Raw genomic sequence first — 17,942 nt, forward strand, 5'->3', positions numbered from 1 at the left:
TTTTTTATGGCTGTAGAGAAAAGTTATTACATGACACAAGAGGGGAAAGAAAAGTTAGAACAAGAGCTTCTTTATTTAAAAACGGAAAGAAGACAAGAAGTTGTTGAACGAATTAAGGTCGCTCGTGATTTCGGTGACTTATCTGAGAACTCTGAGTATGATGCAGCGAAGGATGAGCAAGCATTTGTTGAATCCCGAATTTCTCAGGTTGAAAAGATGATTCGAAATGCAGTAATCATTGAAAATGATAATGAAAATCCTAATATGGTTTCTTTAGGGAAATCCGTTACATTCCAAGAGCTACCAGATGGTGACGAAGAAACGTATACGATTGTAGGAAGTGCAGAAGCAGATCCTTTTGAAGGTAGAATTTCGAATGACTCACCAATGGCGAAAAGTCTTCTTGGACATGAAGTAGGGGAGGAAGTAGCAGTAGTAACCCCTGGTGGAGAAATCCAAGTAAAAATATTAAAAGTAGAATAGATAAAAAAGCGGAGTAAATAGCTCCGCTTTTTGTTTCGATTGCATATAAATTATCTTGTGAATCACTCATACCTCTCTTCCTTTAAAGTAGTTACTTTAAGTTTGTGACAAAACGTAAACACTTTTGTTCTAACTTCTATTTTTTCATAAAAGTGAAACAGGAAAGTAAACAAAGGATATTATTCCTAGCATATAAGTTATGGTAATATAATAAGGTATACATAGGGAGGGAACGATAGAATGAGTGAATTTGATAGAAAATCTCGTGTAAACAAATTCGAAAAAAGACGTAAAAATACGAAGCTAATGTCTATACTAATTGTTGCTGCATGCTTCCTTATTATTCTTCTTTTAGGTTTATGGATTTTCAGTCCTAATGATAAACCTGATGAGAAAAATGAAAGTGCTAATCCTGATCATGTGTCAGAAGGAGATAACGATATCGAAACAGATGATTCCGAATTAGAAGAGGAATCTACTGAAACGGAAGAGAATACCCCTGAGGAAGATGAAGAAAATAATGAACCGTCAGAGGAGGATAATTCTAGCCAAGAAAGTGATAAACAATCAGTTGAAAGGAAAACCACAGATCCAGTTGCAGCTGATGATGATAATGTAATTAGTGCATTTACTGCGGATTGGCAGCCGGTTGGTACAGAACAAAGTGGGCCACATACTGTCGTATACGATGCCGATTCACAAGATAGAATAGAAATGGAAAAGGCTATTCTTTTAGCTACTGGATTAGCTGAAGATGATTTGATTACTTGGTGGTTAAAGCGTGGCGGTGATCAACAGGTGATCGGAACGGTATCAAATAGAGCTGAAACGGAGATATACCGTGTATATATAAGTTGGATGGATAACCAAGGATGGCAGCCAACTTTGGTAGAAGTATTGAAGGAAAACGATGAAAAATGGAGATTTGAATAGTAATAGGAGGATATACATCATGACAATAGGTATCATTGGCGCAATGGATGAAGAAATAGAAATTTTAAAAAAGAAAATGATAGACACAGAAGAGAGTACAATCGCTAATTGCGTATTTATAAAAGGTCATTTAGAAGGGAAAGAAGTAGTACTACTCCAATCTGGTATTGGTAAAGTGAATGCTGCCATGGCTACCACGATATTAATGGAAAGATACTCACCTACGTTTATTATTAATACTGGTTCTGCTGGTGGTTTTTCTTCTAAATTAGAAGTCGGGGATATCGTAGTATCGTCTGAGGTTGTGCACCATGATGTAGATGTAACAGCTTTTGACTATCAATATGGACAAGTTCCAGGAATGCCTGCAACATATCAAGCTGATTCTTCATTAGTGGATAAGACGATGAAGGCAATTGAACAACTAGATATAAATGGTGAGGTTGGCTTAATTGCGACAAGTGATTCCTTTATGGAAGATCCTGAACGAGTTCGTTTTGTACGTGAAAAATTCCCGAATATGATAGCTAGTGAGATGGAAGCGGCTGCTATTGCACAAGTATCATACCAGTATAATTGTCCTTTTGTCGTAATTCGAGCATTGTCTGATATAGCCGGAAAGGAATCTTCCGTATCCTTTGATGCCTTTTTAGAAACAGCAGCAAAAAACGCATCGGCATTAATTATCTTACTGTTAAAAGCCATATAGATTGGTAAGGTACGGGTTTCATTACTAAGGTATTACAATATGAAAAAAAGCTTAAACCAAAGGTAAAATCGAACTGAATGCATACCTTATTGAGCTAATAGTAAAGGCTGTCGTTGATGCTATCCGACAGCCTTTATAATCTTCTCCTCATCATGTATGCCAGCATTTCTTATCCTTTTCTTTCATTACGATAATACTCATGAAAAACCTTCATTAAAGCCCTTTTTTCGATACGTGATACATAACTTCTGGATATGTTTAACTTCTTCGCGATTTCTCTTTGCGTCATTTCCTTTTTATCATTCAATCCATAGCGATAAATGATTACTTCTTTTTCGCGTTTATCTAGAATGGAAAAATAATCCTGCATTTTTTCAATTTCCATATTTAATTGGATGTATTCAATGACATTTTCGTTTTCTGCTTGTAAAATGTCAATAAGGCTAATCTCGTTACCTTCTTTATCCTGACCGATAGGATCATGTAATGAAACGTCTTTCTTCACTTTTTTTAAGGCTCTTAAATGCATCAGTATTTCGTTCTCGATACAACGAGCCGCATACGTAGCGAGCTTGGTACCTTTCCCAACAGAGAAGCTCTCAATCCCCTTAATTAATCCAATTGTACCAATTGAGATTAAATCTTCCATATCCTCACCAGTGTTTTCGAACTTTTTTACTATATGGGCAACAAGTCTTAAATTATGTTCAATTAACTTGTTTCTAGCTTCTTCACTACCATTTTGCATTTCTTCGATATACTTGGCTTCTTCCTCTGAGGATAATGGCTGTGGAAAAGCATGGTTTTTTACATAGGAAACAAAGAATAGAGCTTCCTTTATTAGCAATGCAAGGACACTCAATATTCCGGACAAACACATACACCTCCTGACCAGGCTGGGCTATAGCCTATATAAACACAGTATGTCGTTAGAGCGTGTCTTGTGTCTGTCCATTTAAACAAATACAAGCAAAAAAATAAGGACGCCTTAAAGGGAGAACATCCCATTTAAAGCGTCCTATTTTATGATTGACGTTTTCGGATAGCTTCTTCAAATGCATCGGTACGATTTTTCGTAACGGGTTTAACACCACTAATGTGTGCAGCCCGACCAATCATATGTGATGAAACCGGAGCGGTTATTAAAATAAATAATATACCGAGTAACAGTTTCCCACTTACGATGTCTTCTTTGACTAATAGGTACAGGAAGGCAGCCAATATGATGCTGGATACTCCCAGCGTGGAAGCCTTCGTTGCCGCGTGTAGTCTTGTGAAGATGTCTGGGAAACGTATAATTCCAATAGATGCAGATAATGTTACAAATGCACCAATCAGTAATAATAAGCTAACAACAATATTTACAATTAATTCAATCCATGTCCCTGTCAATAATAACACCCTTTTCTACATATTTTGCCGTAGCAAGTGTACCAAGGAATCCAAGAATTCCAACGAGTAAAACCACGTCGTTTAAATATGGAGTAGAAAGGTGAATGGCTACAAGACCTGTCAATGCCATGAGATTTATTCCAATTGTATCTAAACTAACGGCACGATCTGGGTTAGTAGGCCCTTTAAACGTACGATAGAGGAGTAGTACTAGTGAAATTCCAATAGCAATTGAACAAACAATAATGGTATATTCAAGTATTAATTCTGTTACTTTTATAGCCTCTTCCATCTATCTTGTCACCTCCAGGATAGCTTTCTCGAAACTTTCCTTTATTTCCTTAACTGATTTATCTACTTCATCAATATCCATCGCATGAATATACAATATGTCATTTTCATCTGACACAGCAACAGATAGGGTACCAGGTGTTAAGGAAATTAGATGAGCTAAAATGGTAATTTCCCAATTGCTTTTCACCTCTAATGGTAGTGCAAAGATTCCTGGTTCTATTTCTGGTTTAGGTGTATAAACCAGTTTAAGGATACCGAGGTTTGATAAGAATAACTCTTTCACAAAAAGAAGGAGAAGCTTTACTATCTTTACGACCCGTATTCCATAAAATCGACCAGGTATAAAACGATTTAGCAAGAGTACTAAAAGAATACCCCAAATATATCCAGCAATAAAGCTTGCTAAAGTATACGATTCACTAAGGAACATCCACATGATGGCAATAATTAAGTTAATAATAATTTGAAATGGCATAATCCATTACTCCTTCAACACAGAATCAATATAAATTTGGGGATCTAATAAATACTCCGCTATGCCTTCAATAGAAGGATAGACAAACTCAGCTCCGATACCAAGAAAGACGGAGATAGCTAATAAACCAACAATTGGTAAGATTAATCCTAATGAAGGCTTCTTCGTATAGGTTTTCGTTTCATCTTTTTCTCCCCAGAATCCTCGAATGAAAATTTTCATGACAGAGTATAGGATAAGTAGACTGGATAATAGCGCTATTAAGGTTATCGCAATTTCATCAGCCGATAGGGCACCCCTTAGTAGTAATAGCTTTCCGATAAAACCACTAAATGGTGGAATACCCGCAAGGATAAATGCTGCGATAAATAGTAACCATCCTAATAAAGGATAATGATGGATTAATCCACCCATTTTCTTCAAGTCAGATGTTCCAGCTACATAGGCAATAACTCCAACCAGTAAAAATAGCGCTGATTTTATAATCATATCGTGAACCAAATAATAAATGGAGCCACTTAACGCATCGAGATTAAAAATACCTAATCCCATAATGATAAATCCTATAGCAGGGATAATATTATAACTAATGATTAGTTTAATATTATTTGTTGAAAGGGCACCAATTACTCCAAATACCATGGATAACCCTGCAATCCAGATGAATGCCTCATGTGTAATTTCCGTTCGATGGATGAAAATTAATGAGAACACGCGTAGGATGGAATAGATACCTACTTTAGTTAATAGGGCACCAAATAAAGCAGATACGACCGGATTTGGTACGATATATGGCCTTGGCAACCAATAATATAGCGGGAATAGTGCTGCTTTCGTACCAAATACGAAGAACAGGAGAACCGCAATGGTTGTTAAGATTCCAGTCTGTTCGACTTCTGCAACACGCTCTGCAATTTGAGCCATATTAATGGTTCCTACAGCTCCATATAATAGAGCAATTGCAGTTACAAATAGCATGGAAGAGAACAAGTTAATTAAAACATACTTGATAGATTCTCTTAATTGAACTTTATCGCCACCTAGTACGATTAGGGCATAGGAAGCCATCAGTAATACTTCAAAAAATACAAATAGGTTAAATAAATCACCTGTGAGAAACGCACCAGTTACACCAGCAATAAGCATAAAGTAAAACGTATAGAAATAATGTGTTTCTTGTCTTAAAGATAAAGAGTTTGGCGCGTAAAATACCGCTGCTGTTGCGATGATATTCGTTGTTAGAACGAGTAGAATGGAAAGCTTATCTGCCACTAATATAATTCCGTATGGTGCTATCCAACCACCCGTCTCTAAAATTATTGCACCATCAGTAAATACAGTATAGGCAACAAACATCGCGACTGCTAAGCCAATTAAAGTAAAGAGCTTTGTTAAAAGTCGAGTTGTCTTCACATGTGAGTTAGTAAATGCCACAATGACACCTGAGATTGCCGGGATGATTAGCGGTAATATAGCTAAATTACTCATTCGATTCACCCCTCATTTCTTCCATATTGTCTGTTTTGTTTTCTTGAGCTGTTCGGTAAGCTAGAACAAGTAAAAGACTAGTAATACCAAAGCTAATTACGATCGAAGTTAAGATCAATGCTTGTGGTAAAGGGTCAGTATAGTTTACTACCGCATCATCTAGTATTGGAGGCTGACCTCGTTTTAATTTCCCCATCGTCAAAATAACTAGATGAGCACCATGGGATAATAGAACAGTCCCAATGATTATGCGTAATAACTGCTTTTGTAATAGGTTATAAACAGCTGTTGCAAATAAAATCCCAGCTAGTATTAGAATGATATATTCCATTTACTCAGCCTCCTTATTTCTGAGTTTAATGAGGCCATAGATGGCTAAAGCAGCAATACCTAATACTGCGATTTCAAACAGTGTATCGAGTCCACGCATATCCACAAGAATAACGTTTACGATATTGTGTCCGCCACCGAGTTTATATGCGGTTTCTACAAAGTAATCCGAAATCTTATTAAACCAATCTGCACTATGGGCTGCAAATCCTGTAAGTGTAACTAAAAGTCCCATACCTACAGCAATAATGGTATTGGTAGTGGATGTCTGCAATGTTTCCTCTCTTTTTCTTAGCTCAGGTAAATGATAGTAAGCGAGTAAGAAAAGAGCCATCGATACAGTTTCTACTACTAATTGCGTTAAAGCTAAGTCTGGAGCACGGAAGATGACAAACAAAATAGAAATTCCAAAGCCAACAATACCTGTAATGATAATTAGTGCGAGTTTATTATTAACAAAAATTGTCGCCAATGCAGCTAATACCATGATGATTACTACGGCAATATCAACTACGGAAACTTCTGCTAAATCTTCAAAGCTAATATTGCTTAGACCACCAGTTGTTAACATGATAGTAAATGTTGCCACTATGATAGCTACTAAGATGATGGACATGTATAGCTTAATTGATCCAGTCATATAAGCATTGGTGACACGGGCTGAAACATCGTCTATTTTCTGAATTAACTTGTCATACACTTTATTAAAACTTAATTTACCAGGTAAGACATGATAAATGTTGCTCCATTTTTTACGAGTTAAGAATAGGACAATACCTAGTCCAACTACTATAAGAGACATTTGGAATGCTATCGAATCAAAACCATGCCAATAGTGAACATGATAAGGTTCCATCGGGCTATTCATTATTCCGCCTGTTGCGTGTACTAGTAATGAACTGTTCGCAATATTAGGGAATAAACCAATAATGATAACACCTAGGATGAGGATTAATGGTGAAATAAGCATACCAATTGGTGCCTCATGTGGCTTCTTTTTAAGTAAATCGAATTTTTTTGGCCCCGTAAAAACGCCAAAGAAAAGATACATGGAATATACAAAAGTAAAAATACTTCCAAACACGGCAAGGTAAGGAATAGCAGTTGAAAGGAAGCTAGCTAATCCATTTGCCTGATCACTTAATTTCGTTGTTGCCTCAAAGAATAATTCTTTACTATAGAAGCCGTTTAAGAACGGAAAGGGAACCCCAGCCATTGAGAAGGTACCAAAGACAGCTAACGTACCGGATATTGGCATAATCGTAAATAAACCACCAAGTTTACGTATGTCTCTGGTTCCAGTTTCATGGTCAATGATCCCAGCAATCATAAAGAGGCTTCCTTTAAATGTAGCATGGTTTAAAATATGGAATACAGCAGCGAATATTGCAGCCTCTGTTCCAAATCCAAGCATAGCCATAATCATACCTAATTGACTTATGGTAGAAAATGCAAGTATACCTTTCAAGTCAGTCTGTCGTACTGCCATATAGGATCCCCATACCAATGTAACAATTCCGACTAAACTAACGGTAATATAGAACCATTCAAATGCTACGAAAATAGGTAAGAATCTTGCTACGAGATAAATACCCGCTTTAACCATGGTAGCGGAGTGTAAGTAAGCACTAACTGGTGTAGGTGCCTCCATCGCATCTGGTAACCAAATATGAAATGGAAATTGTGCAGATTTAGTAAATGCACCTAACAGAATTAATCCTAAAATTAAAGGCAAATAATTGTTGTTAATAATCAAATCTACTTGATCAATCATCCCACGGATACTTGTAGTTCCGGTAATGACGGATAATAATATAAGTCCACCTAGCATGCTTAGCCCACCAAATACGGTGATAAGCATCGATTTTTGTGCCCCATAACGTGAACGTTCTCGATGATGCCAATATCCAATTAATAAGAATGAAGATATTGAGGTTAGTTCCCAAAAGGAATATAGAACAAACACATTATCAGACAACACAACGCCTAGCATTGCTGACATGAACATAAGTAGATAAACATAGAAATGAGCTAATCTTTCTGAGACATGCAGGTAATAAATGGAATAGAATACCACAAGTGTACCAATCCCACTAATAAGCAGTACAAAAAGCAAGCTAAGTCCATCTAAATAAAAATCAAAATTTATACCAAGGGAAGGAATCCAGTTATATGTATGACGTACTGGAGAAAAGTCATTACCTATAAAACGAACAAAGTAAAGGAAGATTCCTAAGGGGATAAGTAATACAAATATACCTGTATGAACTTTATTCTTCACCTTACTTAAAAGTGGAACTAATAAAGCAAATACAAGGGGTATTAAAACTGCAAATATCATCTACGAATTGACCTCCTATTTTTTTATCGATTATCCCAAACATAAGACGAGTAGATTACTCTTATTTTGGGTTAGCTTCTAACTTATCATTTACGTTAAATTTATTTTAATATATAACTGATAAAGTCACAAAGCGATATAACGTTACATATAACAGAAAGCTTACCATACTTTTAACCGAGAAAAAAATAAAATACCCCTAACATTCACAATAATGTCAAGGGTTATAAAATCTCTTCCTATATATATATAATCATTTAATACTGTCGATTTTTTTAACTGCTATATTTTATTTTGTGACTTAAACCTCGGCGATATATTTCATCTTCTATAAGCGAAACAAAATCAGGGCTTAATTTTAATTCATTTGCTTTATGATACGACTCGATTAACAATTCATCTGACAAATGTTCCATAATCGTAGCCCTCCTATATTGAACAAGTTCTTTTTATTAAGACGGTTTACTAGAAGATTGTTGCATTTTGTGGAATTAGGATTGAGTGGGAGCCATATGGATATAGCTTTTTTCAACAATCTTTACTATAGTAGCGGTCTTAAATATCTACTAGATTTATGATAGATATAACGTAACACGAAAAATAATCAAGGACAAGATGCTAGTTATCTACATGGAGCTGTAGATAACTTGTGTATAAAGGTTGAAAACTACACGTAAACACTTGATTCTATACTGTTGATAATGTGAATATAGTTATCCACAATGCGAGAAATGCGAGAATTTGTCGAACGATTTTTGCATTTTTAATCGCTATTTTACATATTTCTACCTTCTGTAACATATCTATGGTATTTTAGTATGCATAGGTTTTTATTTATATTATGTATAATAACCAAAAAGACTTTTGTATAAACATCGAATAGGTTAGTATATAAGTCGATAGATTTTGTAAACAAAGAGGTGTAAGTATTGTTAAAGCGGTTTCTACCAAACGAACATGTAAAAAGTATATTTGAAATTAAACCTAGTGACCTTCATGATAAAGGGATAAAGGGAGTAATTACAGATTTAGATAATACATTGGTAGCATGGGATGTAAAGAATGCTAGTCCCGAGGTTGTAGAATGGTTTAAACTAATGAAGGACCATGGCATTAAAGTAACTATCATATCCAATAATAAGGAAGAAAGAGTAAAAATGTTTTCAGAACCACTTGGTACACCATTTGTTTTTAGTGCTAGAAAACCATTAACTAGAGCATTTAAGACTGCTGCACAGCAAATGGAATTAAAAAAAGAAGAGATAGTTGTCATAGGTGATCAATTATTAACCGATGTACTAGGTGGTAATTCAGCAGGTTTTTACACAATCCTTGTTGTTCCGATTGTTCAAACCGATGAAAAGATAACGCAATTTAATCGCAGAATTGAACGGAAAATAATGAACTACTTTCGTAAAAAAGGTATGATTAGCTGGGAGGAATAAAAATGGAACAAATCCATTGCATAGGATGCGGTGTAGAAATCCAAACAGAAGACCCAAAAGGTTTAGGGTATACACCAAAATCATCGCTAGAAAAAGAAAATATACTTTGTAAAAGGTGTTTTCGTTTAAAGCATTACAATGAAATACAAGACGTATCCATTCACGATGACGATTTTCTCAGAATGGTTAGTTCGATTCGTGATAAAAAGGGACTTGTAGTCCATATTATCGATATTTTTGATGTGAATGGAACAATGATTAAGAGTTTACCTAGGATTGTTGGGAATAATCCTATTATTTTAGTTGGGAATAAAATGGATTTATTGCCAAAATCTACAAATCAGAATAAACTGATACAATGGTTACGATCATCTGCTAAAGAACTTGGTCTAAAAGTAAAGGATGTTTTCTTGATCTCATCAGTTAAAGGCTATGGGATGGATGAATTAACGGATCAAATTGAAGAGTACCGTAATCAACAAGATGTTTATATTGTTGGTACGACAAATGTTGGAAAATCAACATTCATTAATCAATTAATCAAACAATCCGTAGGGGAGAGTGACGTCATTACGACATCCTATTTTCCAGGAACTACACTCGGGTTTATTGAGATTCCTTTAGATGATGATTCTGCTCTTATTGATACTCCTGGAATAGTTAATCATGAGCAAATTGCGCATTACGTATCAGATCAGGATCTAAAGGTAATTACTCCGTCTAAAGAAATTAAACCAAGAGTATATCAGTTGAATTCGGAACAAACACTATTCTTCGGTGGTTTAGCCCGACTTGATTTTATTAAGGGAGATAGACAATCTTTCGTCTGTTACTTTTCCAATAATCTACCAATCCATCGGACTAAGCTAGAAAAAGCAGATGAATTATATGAAAGTCATCTTGGAGAGTTATTATCTCCTCCAGATGAAGAATCGATGAAATTGCTACCACCATTAACAACAAGTTCATATCGTTTAAATGGTGAGAAGACAGATATTGTATTTCCTGGATTAGGCTGGGTAACGGTAAGTGGAGCATGTACGATTGTGACGCATAGTCCAAAAGAAGTAGCTGTATCGTTGAGGAAATCCTTGATATAGGAGGAGTCTAAGTGGCGTATCAACTTGGGTTAATTGGGTATCCAATCAAACATTCCTTGTCTCCTTGGATACATAAACAATTCCTAGAGGAAGCGAATATACAAGGAAACTATTCGATATTTGAAGTTAGAGAAGATGATTTAACAGAACTTGTACAAACTATAAAGGAAAAAAGTGTTACAGGATTTAATGTTACATTTCCATATAAACAAAAAATAATTCCTTTATTAGATGACTTAGACCCAAGTGCGAAACATATTGGTGCAGTTAATACGGTTTTAAATAAAGAAGGTCGTTTAATCGGATATAACACAGATGGAATTGGTTACCTGCGTTCGTTAGAGCAAAGCTTTCCAGGCTTAACCAATAACAAACAGGTAAACATCCTGATTATTGGTGCAGGAGGCGCTGCACGAGGAATATACAATGCCCTACATCAAGCAGGATATTCGTCGATTACTATTGCGAACCGAACCATTGAAAAAGCAAAGGGAATAGCTCAAAATCCAAAGTCAGCCATTTTAACCTTAGATCAAGCTGAGGAAAATATAGCTACCTTTGACCTAATGATTCAAACGACTAATGTTGGGATGAAACCTAATCAGGATGATTCGCCAATAAAAATAGATGGAATGAAATCATCTACTATTGTAAGTGATATCATCTATCAACCGATTTGGACTACTTTATTACGCGAAGCCAAAGAGAAAGGTGCTCAAATCCATCAAGGACATTCCATGCTGTTATATCAAGCACAATATGCTTTTGAAATTTGGTTTGGGCTAACACCATCACTTGGAAATATGAACAGTCAATTAAAACGAATACTAGAAGGGTGATAACATGCTAACAGGTAAACAAAAGAGATTTCTTCGATCAAAGGCACATCATTTAAGACCTATTTTTCAAGTTGGTAAAATAGGGGTTAATGAGAATATGATCGTACAAGTAAATGAAGCTCTAGAAAAAAGAGAATTAATTAAGATTACGATTTTGCAAAATTGTTTAGATGATAAAGAAACCGTAGCGGAAGAATTAGAGGCAGGAACAGGTGCAGAAATTGTCCAAATTATAGGTAATAACATTGTTCTGTATAAAGAATCGAAAGAGAACAAAGAAATCGTATTACCTTCATCTTCGGACTGACTTTAGCGTTTTTTTTGGTATGTAGAGTTTTCTGTACTTTTTAGAAGGAGTATGTTTAGATGAATAAAAATGATGCGATTGCATTTGTTGAGCCACATTTAACAAAGCAGAGATTTGAGCATACATTACGTGTAGCTAGCACTGCTGTATCCTTGGCGAAGAAATATAATGTTTCTCCTGAGAAGGCCGAGCTTGCTTCTATTTTTCATGATTATTGCAAATATCGCGCAATGGATGAAATGAAAAGAATAATTGCAGCAAGTAATTTACCAAAGGACCTACTCCTCTATCATCATGAGCTTTGGCATGGGCCAGTCGCATCCATTAAGATAGAAGAGGAATTCGGGATAACAGATCATGAGGTAAAATCAGCTATTTATTATCATACTACTGGAAAAGCCAATATGAGCAAATTAGAACTTATTGTATTTATTGCAGATTATATTGAGCCTGGAAGAAGCTTCCCGGGACTAGATAAAGTAAGAGAGATGGCACAAAACGATTTGATTAAAGCCGGGTGGATGGTATCGCGAAATACAATAAAATATTTGATGGAAAAGGAAAATCGTATTTATCCTGACACATTTCATGCATATAATGATTTAACAAGACTTATAACTGGAGGTAATCATATTGAATAATAATCCTATGGAAATATTAAAGCTAGCAGCCGAAGCATGTGATGACAAACGAGCAGATGAGATTGTTGCGCTTGACTTAGCACAAGTATCCCTAGTCGCAGATTATTTCTTAATTTGCCATGGTACGAATGAAAGGCAAGTTCAATCCATTGCTAGAGCTGTAAAAGAAACAATGGAAGAGCATCAAATATCAGTGAAACGATTAGAAGGGTTTGAGCAAGCAAGATGGGTGTTGGTCGACCTGGGTGATGTTGTATGCCATGTTTTCCATAAGGATGAACGAAACTATTATAATTTGGAGCGATTATGGGGAGATGCTGCCCAAGTACCATTAGAGGTAGGACAGTAAGGGATGGCGTATCAATTAATGGCAAGCCTATATGATCAATTTATGGAAGATGCTCCATATGATCAGTGGGTGAAATATACGAAAACGATTATCGACAAGTTTGGTTTGAAAACACCAAATGTACTAGATTTAGGGTGTGGGACTGGTGAAATTACCGTTCAGCTGGCAGAGGAATATTCGATTACGGGTGTAGATTATTCTGCTGATATGCTAACAGTCGCAGACCAAAAAGCAAGTAATCACAATCAACAGATTCAACTAGTCCATCAAGATTTAAGAGAGCTGGAAGGACTTTATCATTTTGATTTAGCAATTAGTTACTGCGATGTAATCAATTATATGACAACCATGGAGGATGTTCAAAAGGTCTTTAACAATGTTTATCATTCCCTCAATGAACATGGCCTTTTTGTGTTTGATTTTCACTCTGTTCGTCATGTTGAAGAAGATTTAGTAGGGAATTCCTTTTCTGATGTAAAAGAGGATAGCGCGTATATTTGGACGTGTTATCCAGGAGATGAGGAAGGGGAGATGTTTCATGAGTTAACCTTCTTCACATCAGAAGGAGATTTATATACTAGATTTGATGAAGCACATCATCAAAAGACGTATTCGGTTGAGGTTTATCGTCGTTTACTAAAAAATGCAGGTTTTGAAATTTTGGCTGTTCATGGTGATTTTTCAATAGAAACAGATTTTTCTGAAAAAGAATCGGATCGAATATTTATTATAGCTCAAAAAAGGACAAGATAATTTATTTTTCTTGTCCTTTTCTTATTTTGCCAGAAAAATTTTCGTCTTGTATCATAGAAGGACAACTAGTAATGGGATGTGAATGTCTTGCTAGAATGGTTACGAAAAAACGTATTTGTAATCTTTATGGTAATAGGGATAATAGTTGTGTTCATTTTGTTTAATATGGGGGAGGAAGACTTGCCTACGGGTTTAGTTACAGTTGATGATTCATCAATTATAGAGGCTGAAGCCATAAATGAACCAAATTCTGGCCTGGTAGTCGTAGATATCAAAGGAGAGGTTCAAAATCCTGGTGTCTATGAAATCAAGGAGAGTTCCCGTGTTCGTGATGTTGTACTATTAGCAGGAGGTTTTACAAATTCTGCGGATCAAAATTTAATTAATCTTGCCCAAAAGGTGTTTGATGAAATGGTGATCCTTGTTCCTGAAATAGGACAAGAGGGTTCGGTTAATGTTGGCGAATCAGAAAGCGCAAAGATAAGAATAAACTATGCGACTGTCGAAGAAATCCAAAAACTACCAGGGATAGGACCGTCTAAAGCAAATGCAATTGTTGAGTATCGGGATGCGAATGGTTATTTTCAACAAGTAGAGGATTTACTAAGTGTGACAGGGATTGGTGAGAAGACATTAGAGGCAATCAAGGATGAGCTTCAAGTTCCTTAAGCGATTGACGGTAGTAGGACTCACAAGGTAAACTAATTTAATAGAGAGAGGAGACTGATCATGGAAAGAATCTCATGGAATCAATACTTTATGGCACAAAGTCATTTATTATCGTTGCGAAGTACTTGTACAAGACTTATGGTAGGAGCGACGATTGTTCGAGATAAACGAATAATAGCTGGTGGTTATAATGGGAGTGTATCTGGCGATGTTCATTGTGTAGATGAAGGTTGCTATGTTATCGATGGACATTGTGTACGAACTGTTCATGCAGAAGCTAACGCTCTTCTTCAATGTGCGAAGTTTGGAGTTCCTACAGAAAATGCCGATATCTATGTTACCCATTTTCCGTGCTTACAATGTACGAAGCAACTTATCCAAAGTGGTATTACAACGGTATACTATGCAGAGGATTATAAGAATCATTCATATGCAATTGAGTTATTTAAGGAAGCCGGAGTAAGAACGGAGAAAGTAGAATTAGACTACTTAGCATTAGATATGAACTACAAAGAGAAAGCTTCTGTTGTCGAAGAATTATTAAAGATAGTGGAACATCATGATACGAGCGAATTCAATCAGCTTAAAGAAAAGGCACAGGAATTATTCCGCTTAGTAAGGTAATCGTTTTATGAACGGTAATTGGTACATAGCTGCTTTTGCAGTTGTTTGTAGTGCATTATCTGTCATGTTTGATGCAATCCTATTTTTTTTAGCTTTTATCATTTGGCTATTCATATTGTTTAAAAAGAAACGGCTAGGTAAGTTTCCTATCACGCTTTCCCTAGTCGTTTATCTTACCTTCCTCCTTTATATCCCTCCCATTGATTCTCTCAAGCCTGACACAGACCGTTCTGACGTCACATTCTCAGGGAAAATAATACGTTATCCCGTCAAAACAGAAACGATGCTACAATTTGATTTCAAAGATGATGATACAAAAGATACGATGAGAGTTATGCTATTTAATCTTGATAGACAAAATCCAACTATCGCCACCATTCAATCTGGTGCATCCTGTCAAATTCATGGCGACCTCAATATACCAGAAAGCAGTAGTAATCCTGGTCAATTTGATTATCAAGCCTATTTAGCATCAAATGGAATACATTATGAAATTGTAATCAACTCGATAGAGGATATTAGTTGTCATGGTAGTGATAGATTGAATGTCCTCTATACGATGAGAGAGAATATCAAGGAATATATTTATAGTAAATTTTCTGAAGAGACAGGTGCTTGGATACTTGCACTTGTTCTAGGAGATGATAGTTTAATCTCAAAGGATATAACTGAGTTGTTTCAACGGTGGAGTTTGTCTCATTTGTTAGCTATTTCTGGTCTTCATATTGGATTAGTGGTGGGACTACTGTATTTCTTTACGGTAAAGCTTCAACTGCTAACCATAGAGAAAGCACAATATCTTATGATGATATTTTTACCAATATACGCTTTTCTCGCAGGTGGAGCGCCTTCTGTGCTACGAGCGAGTTCTATGGTTTTACTCGTTCTTTTTCTTCGTAAAGTGAAACGGAAGCTCATGATAACCGATGTTATTAGTATTGTCTTCATCATGCTGATTATTTTCGATAAATACATTATCTATCATATTGGATTTCAGTTTTCTTTTTTGGTTACTTTTGCAATCATATTGTCTAAAAAATGGCTGTTAAGTAGTGATTCCTTGTTATTTCAGATGTTGAAATTAAGTTTTATCTCACAGCTTGTCATTCTCCCTATTCAGATGATTTATTTTTACAATTTTAATCCGCTATCCATATTACTGAATGTCTTCGTAGTTCCGTATTTTACTTTCTTTGTGATCCCACTTATGTTTTTGCTACTGTTGATTTCACCAATCTCATTCCTACATGTATTTATGGACAAGCTATTTTCATTCGTGCATGAGATTTTTCTACGCTTATTACAAGGAGTCGATACTAATCTTTTTTATCCGTGGTGGAATGGTCAATTTCCTACTAGTTATATCGTGATATATTATACGCTGTTGATTTTCATGTTAGCGATGATTCTACGTGATAGGTTAACTAGAGCATTTGCTTATGGAACGTTATTAACTATGTTATTGGTATCGTTGATGCTTCGACCATATTTATCTCCATATGGGAGTGTCACCATGTTAGATATAGGACAAGGGGACGCTATAGTAATTGAACTCCCATTTCGTAAGGGAGTGTTTATAGTCGATGCGGGAGCTGCGATTTCGTTCGAAAGTATGGAAGCTACGAATCGAAATTACACTAGAGTCATTAAACCCTTTCTTCAGTTTCAAGGTATATATGAGATAAATGCAATTATCATCAGTCATGAGGATACAGACCATGCAGGTAGTGTGAAATATATTGTGGATGATTATCGAGTGAACACGATAATGATAAGCGAGTATTACCAACTTGAAGAGGAGCTTATTCATAAGCAGACACAAGGGGAAATACTAAGAGTAAAAGCAGGACAAGTTGTGGAAATAAAAGGAAAAATGTTTAACATTCTTGCACCTGGGGTAGATAACAAAGGCAGTAACGAAAATTCCCTCGTATTTTCCATTAGTCTAGGTGGCCGAGATTGGCTATTTACTGGAGATATTGATAAGGAAACCGAGAAAGATATAATCAAGACTTTCCCTGATCTGTCTGTAGATGTATTAAAAGTGGCACATCACGGTAGTAATACTTCTACCGATCCAATGTTTATTTCGGCGATTAAGCCCAATTACGCGCTAATATCAGTTGGTAAAAATAATCGATATGGTCATCCAACTCGTGATGTTTTAGAAACATTGCTTAAAGAACAGGCTCTTGTTCTAAGAACAGATCAGGCGGGTGCTATTATTTATCGTTATAGCGAAAATGATGGAACGTTTTATCAATTCAAGCCATAATCTAAATTAGACCAAATAAACAAAAGAGACCGGAGAAAGCCCAGTCTCTTTTGTTACGAAAAAACACTTATGTACTTATTGACCAATTACGCTAATGATTACTCCGATAAAAAAGATTAAAAGAAAGAAAACTAAAGAAAAGCCAAAACCCTTAATGGAATCAACTACATCATTATTTTTTGATTGTGGATCCTTTTCAAATTCATTCATAGCTAACCCTCCCATATCAACCTTTAGTATAAATTAATTACATAAAAAAATCCACCATAGATACAAAAATGTCAAACATTAATTATGCATAGCCAAAATTAGAAAGACTTAACAACTATACTTTTGGTGAGAAGGGTCATGCTATAGGTGAAAGAAAAACATCGTTTAACATACTGTTCCTAGGGCTTTATGTTAAACGTTCATATAGATAGAGAGGGAAATTCCTGTCCCTATTTTCCCTCTCAGGTTTTTCTTGCTATTCATCATTCGACCGATTACCATAAA

The 17,942-nt window shown here is 35.7% G+C and carries 22 protein-coding genes; 13 read left to right on the forward strand and 9 right to left on the reverse strand.

The genetic code is table 11. The features are described from left to right. Window positions 1–6 precede the first annotated feature (6 nt). From greA to mtnN, 3 genes are all read left to right on the forward strand, one after another. Window positions 7–483 (forward strand): transcription elongation factor GreA, encoded by a 477-nt coding sequence (gene greA / locus ACSKT4_RS08895; protein WP_186870334.1) that lies wholly within the window; start codon window positions 7–9, stop codon window positions 481–483. A 240-nt stretch (window positions 484–723) separates the two neighbouring features. Further along, window positions 724–1,416, forward strand: coding sequence for a YrrS family protein (locus ACSKT4_RS08900; protein WP_186870335.1), 693 nt, complete (start codon window positions 724–726; stop codon window positions 1,414–1,416). 19 nt (window positions 1,417–1,435) lie between these two features. Next, window positions 1,436–2,125, forward strand: coding sequence for a 5'-methylthioadenosine/S-adenosylhomocysteine nucleosidase (gene mtnN, locus ACSKT4_RS08905; protein WP_186871458.1), 690 nt, complete (start codon window positions 1,436–1,438; stop codon window positions 2,123–2,125). Between the two features lie 169 nt (window positions 2,126–2,294). Here the strand turns inward: mtnN and sigK are convergent, their stop codons facing one another. The 8 genes from sigK to sda form a co-directional block, all read right to left on the reverse strand. Then, a complete protein-coding gene (gene sigK, locus ACSKT4_RS08910; RefSeq protein WP_186871459.1) occupies window positions 2,295–2,999 on the reverse strand; it encodes an RNA polymerase sporulation sigma factor SigK in 705 nt (234 codons plus the stop codon). 149 nt (window positions 3,000–3,148) lie between these two features. Further along, window positions 3,149–3,517 (reverse strand): monovalent cation/H(+) antiporter subunit G, encoded by a 369-nt coding sequence (gene mnhG / locus ACSKT4_RS08915; protein ID WP_211741266.1) that lies wholly within the window; start codon window positions 3,515–3,517, stop codon window positions 3,149–3,151. Then, entirely contained in the window at window positions 3,498–3,809 is a 312-nt protein-coding gene (locus tag ACSKT4_RS08920; RefSeq protein ID WP_186871461.1) for a Na(+)/H(+) antiporter subunit F1, read from the reverse strand. Before ACSKT4_RS08920 ends, mnhG begins: the two co-directional genes overlap by 20 nt. Further along, window positions 3,810–4,286 carry a Na+/H+ antiporter subunit E gene (locus ACSKT4_RS08925; RefSeq protein WP_186871462.1) on the reverse strand — a complete coding sequence of 159 codons (477 nt, stop codon included), beginning with the start codon at window positions 4,284–4,286 and terminating at the stop codon, window positions 3,810–3,812. A gap of 6 nt (window positions 4,287–4,292) precedes the next feature. Beyond that, entirely contained in the window at window positions 4,293–5,774 is a 1,482-nt protein-coding gene (locus tag ACSKT4_RS08930; protein WP_186871463.1) for a Na+/H+ antiporter subunit D, read from the reverse strand. Further along, window positions 5,767–6,105 carry a Na(+)/H(+) antiporter subunit C gene (locus tag ACSKT4_RS08935; RefSeq protein ID WP_186871464.1) on the reverse strand — a complete coding sequence of 113 codons (339 nt, stop codon included), beginning with the start codon at window positions 6,103–6,105 and terminating at the stop codon, window positions 5,767–5,769. Before ACSKT4_RS08935 ends, ACSKT4_RS08930 begins: the two co-directional genes overlap by 8 nt. Then, window positions 6,106–8,445, reverse strand: a complete 2,340-nt coding sequence (locus ACSKT4_RS08940) for a Na+/H+ antiporter subunit A (protein WP_186871465.1) — start codon at window positions 8,443–8,445, stop codon at window positions 6,106–6,108. 275 nt (window positions 8,446–8,720) lie between these two features. After that, window positions 8,721–8,861 carry a sporulation histidine kinase inhibitor Sda gene (sda, locus tag ACSKT4_RS08945; protein WP_010094136.1) on the reverse strand — a complete coding sequence of 47 codons (141 nt, stop codon included), beginning with the start codon at window positions 8,859–8,861 and terminating at the stop codon, window positions 8,721–8,723. Between the two features lie 513 nt (window positions 8,862–9,374). Here sda and ACSKT4_RS08950 point away from each other — a divergent pair. The 10 genes from ACSKT4_RS08950 (at window position 9,375) to ACSKT4_RS08995 (ending at window position 17,447) form a co-directional block, all read left to right on the forward strand. Further along, window positions 9,375–9,890 carry a YqeG family HAD IIIA-type phosphatase gene (locus ACSKT4_RS08950; protein WP_186871466.1) on the forward strand — a complete coding sequence of 172 codons (516 nt, stop codon included), beginning with the start codon at window positions 9,375–9,377 and terminating at the stop codon, window positions 9,888–9,890. A 2-nt stretch (window positions 9,891–9,892) separates the two neighbouring features. Further along, complete coding sequence (gene yqeH, locus ACSKT4_RS08955) at window positions 9,893–10,990, forward strand: ribosome biogenesis GTPase YqeH (protein ID WP_186871467.1); 1,098 nt, start codon at window positions 9,893–9,895, stop codon at window positions 10,988–10,990. 11 nt (window positions 10,991–11,001) lie between these two features. Further along, entirely contained in the window at window positions 11,002–11,829 is an 828-nt protein-coding gene (gene aroE, locus ACSKT4_RS08960; RefSeq protein ID WP_186871468.1) for a shikimate dehydrogenase, read from the forward strand. Between the two features lie 4 nt (window positions 11,830–11,833). After that, a complete protein-coding gene (yhbY, locus tag ACSKT4_RS08965) occupies window positions 11,834–12,136 on the forward strand; it encodes a ribosome assembly RNA-binding protein YhbY (RefSeq protein ID WP_186871469.1) in 303 nt (100 codons plus the stop codon). A gap of 59 nt (window positions 12,137–12,195) precedes the next feature. After that, entirely contained in the window at window positions 12,196–12,777 is a 582-nt protein-coding gene (gene yqeK / locus ACSKT4_RS08970; RefSeq protein ID WP_186871470.1) for a bis(5'-nucleosyl)-tetraphosphatase (symmetrical) YqeK, read from the forward strand. 7 nt (window positions 12,778–12,784) lie between these two features. Further along, entirely contained in the window at window positions 12,785–13,126 is a 342-nt protein-coding gene (rsfS, locus tag ACSKT4_RS08975; RefSeq protein ID WP_186871486.1) for a ribosome silencing factor, read from the forward strand. Between the two features lie 3 nt (window positions 13,127–13,129). Then, complete coding sequence (locus ACSKT4_RS08980) at window positions 13,130–13,879, forward strand: class I SAM-dependent DNA methyltransferase (RefSeq protein ID WP_186871471.1); 750 nt, start codon at window positions 13,130–13,132, stop codon at window positions 13,877–13,879. A 78-nt stretch (window positions 13,880–13,957) separates the two neighbouring features. Continuing rightward, window positions 13,958–14,548: a helix-hairpin-helix domain-containing protein gene (locus ACSKT4_RS08985; RefSeq protein WP_343221422.1), complete on the forward strand. Its 591-nt coding sequence runs from the start codon at window positions 13,958–13,960 to the stop codon at window positions 14,546–14,548. 60 nt (window positions 14,549–14,608) lie between these two features. Beyond that, window positions 14,609–15,172, forward strand: coding sequence for a ComE operon protein 2 (locus tag ACSKT4_RS08990; protein ID WP_186871472.1), 564 nt, complete (start codon window positions 14,609–14,611; stop codon window positions 15,170–15,172). Window positions 15,173–15,179: 7 nt separating this feature from the next. Further along, window positions 15,180–17,447 carry a DNA internalization-related competence protein ComEC/Rec2 gene (locus ACSKT4_RS08995; RefSeq protein ID WP_186871473.1) on the forward strand — a complete coding sequence of 756 codons (2,268 nt, stop codon included), beginning with the start codon at window positions 15,180–15,182 and terminating at the stop codon, window positions 17,445–17,447. Window positions 17,448–17,522: 75 nt separating this feature from the next. Here ACSKT4_RS08995 and ACSKT4_RS09000 read toward each other — a convergent pair whose 3' ends face one another. Then, window positions 17,523–17,657: a YqzM family protein gene (locus ACSKT4_RS09000; protein ID WP_186871474.1), complete on the reverse strand. Its 135-nt coding sequence runs from the start codon at window positions 17,655–17,657 to the stop codon at window positions 17,523–17,525. Between the last annotated feature and the right edge of the window lie 285 nt (window positions 17,658–17,942).

Source organism: Ornithinibacillus liuyingii (assembly GCF_055550225.1).

Bases quoted from the DNA above. Each gene is read 5' to 3' on its own strand.
- greA (WP_186870334.1), top strand. From the start codon at position 7: ATGGCTGTAGAGAAAAGTTATTACATGACACAAGAGGGGAAAGAAAAG.
- ACSKT4_RS08900 (WP_186870335.1), top strand. From the start codon at position 724: ATGAGTGAATTTGATAGAAAATCTCGTGTAAACAAATTCGAAAAAAGA.
- mtnN (WP_186871458.1), top strand. From the start codon at position 1,436: ATGACAATAGGTATCATTGGCGCAATGGATGAAGAAATAGAAATTTTA.
- ACSKT4_RS08920 (WP_186871461.1), bottom strand. From the start codon at position 3,809: ATGGAAGAGGCTATAAAAGTAACAGAATTAATACTTGAATATACCATT.
- ACSKT4_RS08925 (WP_186871462.1), bottom strand. From the start codon at position 4,286: ATGCCATTTCAAATTATTATTAACTTAATTATTGCCATCATGTGGATG.
- ACSKT4_RS08930 (WP_186871463.1), bottom strand. From the start codon at position 5,774: ATGAGTAATTTAGCTATATTACCGCTAATCATCCCGGCAATCTCAGGT.
- ACSKT4_RS08935 (WP_186871464.1), bottom strand. From the start codon at position 6,105: ATGGAATATATCATTCTAATACTAGCTGGGATTTTATTTGCAACAGCT.
- ACSKT4_RS08940 (WP_186871465.1), bottom strand. From the start codon at position 8,445: ATGATATTTGCAGTTTTAATACCCCTTGTATTTGCTTTATTAGTTCCA.
- sda (WP_010094136.1), bottom strand. From the start codon at position 8,861: ATGGAACATTTGTCAGATGAATTGTTAATCGAGTCGTATCATAAAGCA.
- yqeH (WP_186871467.1), top strand. From the start codon at position 9,893: ATGGAACAAATCCATTGCATAGGATGCGGTGTAGAAATCCAAACAGAA.
- yhbY (WP_186871469.1), top strand. From the start codon at position 11,834: ATGCTAACAGGTAAACAAAAGAGATTTCTTCGATCAAAGGCACATCAT.
- yqeK (WP_186871470.1), top strand. From the start codon at position 12,196: ATGAATAAAAATGATGCGATTGCATTTGTTGAGCCACATTTAACAAAG.
- rsfS (WP_186871486.1), top strand. From the start codon at position 12,785: ATGGAAATATTAAAGCTAGCAGCCGAAGCATGTGATGACAAACGAGCA.
- ACSKT4_RS08980 (WP_186871471.1), top strand. From the start codon at position 13,130: ATGGCGTATCAATTAATGGCAAGCCTATATGATCAATTTATGGAAGAT.
- ACSKT4_RS08990 (WP_186871472.1), top strand. From the start codon at position 14,609: ATGGAAAGAATCTCATGGAATCAATACTTTATGGCACAAAGTCATTTA.
- ACSKT4_RS08995 (WP_186871473.1), top strand. From the start codon at position 15,180: ATGAACGGTAATTGGTACATAGCTGCTTTTGCAGTTGTTTGTAGTGCA.
- ACSKT4_RS09000 (WP_186871474.1), bottom strand. From the start codon at position 17,657: ATGAATGAATTTGAAAAGGATCCACAATCAAAAAATAATGATGTAGTT.